This is a genomic window from Chamaesiphon sp. VAR_48_metabat_403, from assembly GCF_031422475.1.
Lineage (GTDB): Bacteria > Cyanobacteriota > Cyanobacteriia > Cyanobacteriales > Chamaesiphonaceae > Chamaesiphon.
This window is the reverse complement of record NZ_JANPLS010000189.1, coordinates 1-2,826: the sequence shown is the minus strand read 5'-3', so window position 1 is coordinate 2,826 and position 2,826 is coordinate 1. Positions and strand designations below refer to the sequence as shown.

The following is a 2,826-nucleotide window of genomic DNA, read 5'->3' as shown; positions in this document are numbered from 1 at the left end:
GGGTAGCCCAACCGATCGAGGTAGGGGCAATTCATGAATTGCCCCTACCTCGATTTCAGTCTTCAGGTGCTGTCGATCGCGAATTGACGTTAATTAAGGTGATTTGTGGAAATAATGCTTCCCTAATATTGTCTGAGCTTTGATTAAAATGATTGACTGATGGATTTCGATCGATCGCCATCCGACAATCTTAGTCTATCTGTTAATCAAATAAATCATAGTTCAGACGGTATCTTCTTGAGCAGGAATCACCGCAATCGCTCGCTAAGTCCAACTAATCCTCAGGCAAATCTAACTTAGGCGGTAACGACCGTTTGACAGGTGCGGCGGGTTTTGGTCGATCGACATCGCTGCGCGGCGCGATCGCTCTACCATCATCGCCTTCCCAGGGCTTCTTAAATGGTTTTGCGCTTCCGGGATCGCTAGGGGGTCTACTGCCGCCTTTACGGGGCTGCTTGGCCCGAATAGTGGCAACAAATTGCCCACTGCGAATCTCTAGATTATTCTCGACTCGAATTACGTCAAAATCCCAGAAATTACCGACCAGCTTTTGGGGGAGATCTCCAATCAATCGAATTTTGAAGTACCGCTCTTCTTCGGTTTTTTTCTTAGGTGCTTGGCGAATTTTGACAAAGATCTCTCTAGTTTCACGAGACTGATAGATAACTTCACCCCGAATCGAGAAATAACTATCGGGAATGCCCAAGGTTTCGATCGAGGGGAGCGGATGAGCCGCAGGTGCTGGCTCGGCGAGATCTTCTGGATTGCTATTCTCTAATGGTTTGACAACCAATTGTGGATCCCACATTCCCATAATTTGGGCGTGGAGTTTGTTATCTTCCTTGCGAATCCGAGGATAGACTACCCATAAATGCGATTTTTCTAGATCCAGATGATTTTTGATCAAGCTCATGATCCGACCGAGAATGACAGCATCGATCTCTGTCCCATCGTCAGCTAGCATTGTCCCCTGATTGAATTCTTCATCAGAGGGGATATACTTACCTAAGATCAAACCGATCGCCCGATACTGAAGCGGTTCGCTGGCTGGCGGAATCGGTGTATTCCCAGTCAGTTGCAGCATTGGCGGCAACGGTGGATAATCTGCCGGATCTGGTCTTTTTGGTCGTTTGATCGGTTTGGCTGGTCTGGATGCCGCTTCTGGCTGCGATGGTAGTCGATCGGGAGGGAATTGTGCAAAACTCATAGAAAATGCCTTCGGACGGAGTCAAATTTTTCGATCTCCCTCTCATAGTAATCGGGATCTTCGATCCTAAATCGATCGTTACTTCACCAGTCGATCGGATCGGTGGCGGGGATTGGGGAATCCTGTTACATATACATCATGCCCACATCTGGCTGTCAAACTACTATGTAAGCGATCGGCTCTGTCTGCATGACTTTGGTTGCATTTGCTTGCATAATTATTGATGCCAGCCTATTTTAGCAACTTCTGACCATGATTTTCCGGATTTTTCGGATTACCTGGATTACGTTGCTGGTAGGAATCGTTTCTGTACTAAGATTTAGCTGATTTCTTGGATTATGCGGATGATGTTCCTGATGGGAACCTTTACTGTTGCTGACTTTTAACTTTTTACTTTAGATGAATTTTCAATCTGTTGTTGCTACTTTAAATCAATTTTGGAGCGATCGAGGTTGCTCGATCGTTCAAGCCTACGATACCGAAAAAGGTGCTGCTACTAAAAGCCATCATACCTTCTTGCGCTCGATCGGCCCCGAACCTTGGGCGGTGGCTTATATCGAACCCTGTCGTCGTCCGGGAGACGGTCGTTATGGTAACAATCCCAACCGCTATCAACATTACTATCAATATCAAGTCCTGATCAAGCCTTCTCCAGATAATATTCAAGATATCTACCTAGACTCGCTCCGAGCGGTGGGCATCAAACCAGAAGATCACGATATTCGGTTTGTGGAAGATAACTGGGAAGATGCCGCGATGGGTGCCTGGGGTGTTGGCTGGGAAGTATGGCTCGATGGGATGGAAGTCACTCAATTTACCTATTTCCAGCAGTGTGGTGGGATCGATTGTCGTCCGGTATCGATCGAAATTACTTATGGCTTGGAACGGCTATGCATGTATCTGCAAGATGTAGATGCGATCGCTAAAATTCAGTGGAATGATACGCTCACATATGCCGATATCTATCTCCAATCAGAAATCGAGCAATCTACCTATAATTTTGAAGCATCTAATCCCGAATTATTATTTACGCTCTTCGATCTCTATCGTCAAGAAGCCGAACAACTGATCGCCAAAGGCTTAGTGATGCCGAGTCTAGATTACGTGCTCAAATGTTCTCATACTTTTAACATGCTCGATGCACGAGGGGTAATTTCGGTCACCGAGCGCACCCGCTATATCGGAACAGTACGCGGTTTAGCCCGCCAAGTCGCCCAACTCTATCTCGCCCAACGCGAAAAACTCGGTTTCCCCCTCATGGCTAAAGCCATCGCGATCGGCTAGATTTACATTACTTCAAATTGGACTCGATCGCCTGAAATCGTCCCGATCTCTCGATGCCTTAAACCCTTGTGGTGGGCATTGCCCACCCGACAAGATCTTCTGGCTATTCACTATCCAATATCCACTAAATCCTAGTCTTCATGGTCGTCGAAAGGATCGGACAATTGCTTGGCTGGAGAGCCAAACGACATATACAGACCATATGCGGTGGTGAGGATCACCGCTGCACCCAACGTAATGCTAAGAACTGTTGCAGATTCCATGATTAATTTAATTTAAGGATGTTGCTTCTCTTACAATATTAATGAATTTTACAAAAATTTACCAAAAAATCT

Annotated in this window: 3 protein-coding genes; 1 reads left to right on the top strand and 2 read right to left on the bottom strand. The window is 46.1% G+C overall.

Annotated elements, in window-relative coordinates; genetic code table 11:
- Positions 1-274: 274 nt before the first annotated feature.
- A complete protein-coding gene (locus RMO79_RS09080; RefSeq protein ID WP_310482795.1) occupies positions 275-1,207 on the bottom strand; it encodes a hypothetical protein in 933 nt (310 codons plus the stop codon).
- Positions 1,208-1,606: 399 nt separating this feature from the next.
- On the opposite strand from RMO79_RS09080, the gene glyQ reads away from it, so the two are divergent.
- Positions 1,607-2,491, top strand: coding sequence for a glycine--tRNA ligase subunit alpha (gene glyQ / locus RMO79_RS09075; protein WP_310482794.1), 885 nt, complete (start codon positions 1,607-1,609; stop codon positions 2,489-2,491).
- 131 nt (positions 2,492-2,622) lie between these two features.
- Here glyQ and psbN read toward each other — a convergent pair whose 3' ends face one another.
- Positions 2,623-2,754 carry a photosystem II reaction center protein PsbN gene (psbN, locus tag RMO79_RS09070; protein ID WP_310482793.1) on the bottom strand — a complete coding sequence of 44 codons (132 nt, stop codon included), beginning with the start codon at positions 2,752-2,754 and terminating at the stop codon, positions 2,623-2,625.
- Positions 2,755-2,826: the final 72 nt, after the last annotated feature.

Excerpts from the sequence above, each read along its gene's own strand:
- RMO79_RS09080 (WP_310482795.1), bottom strand. The coding sequence starts at position 1,207 with ATGAGTTTTGCACAATTCCCTCCCGATCGACTACCATCGCAGCCAGAA.
- glyQ (WP_310482794.1), top strand. The coding sequence starts at position 1,607 with ATGAATTTTCAATCTGTTGTTGCTACTTTAAATCAATTTTGGAGCGAT.
- psbN (WP_310482793.1), bottom strand. The coding sequence starts at position 2,754 with ATGGAATCTGCAACAGTTCTTAGCATTACGTTGGGTGCAGCGGTGATC.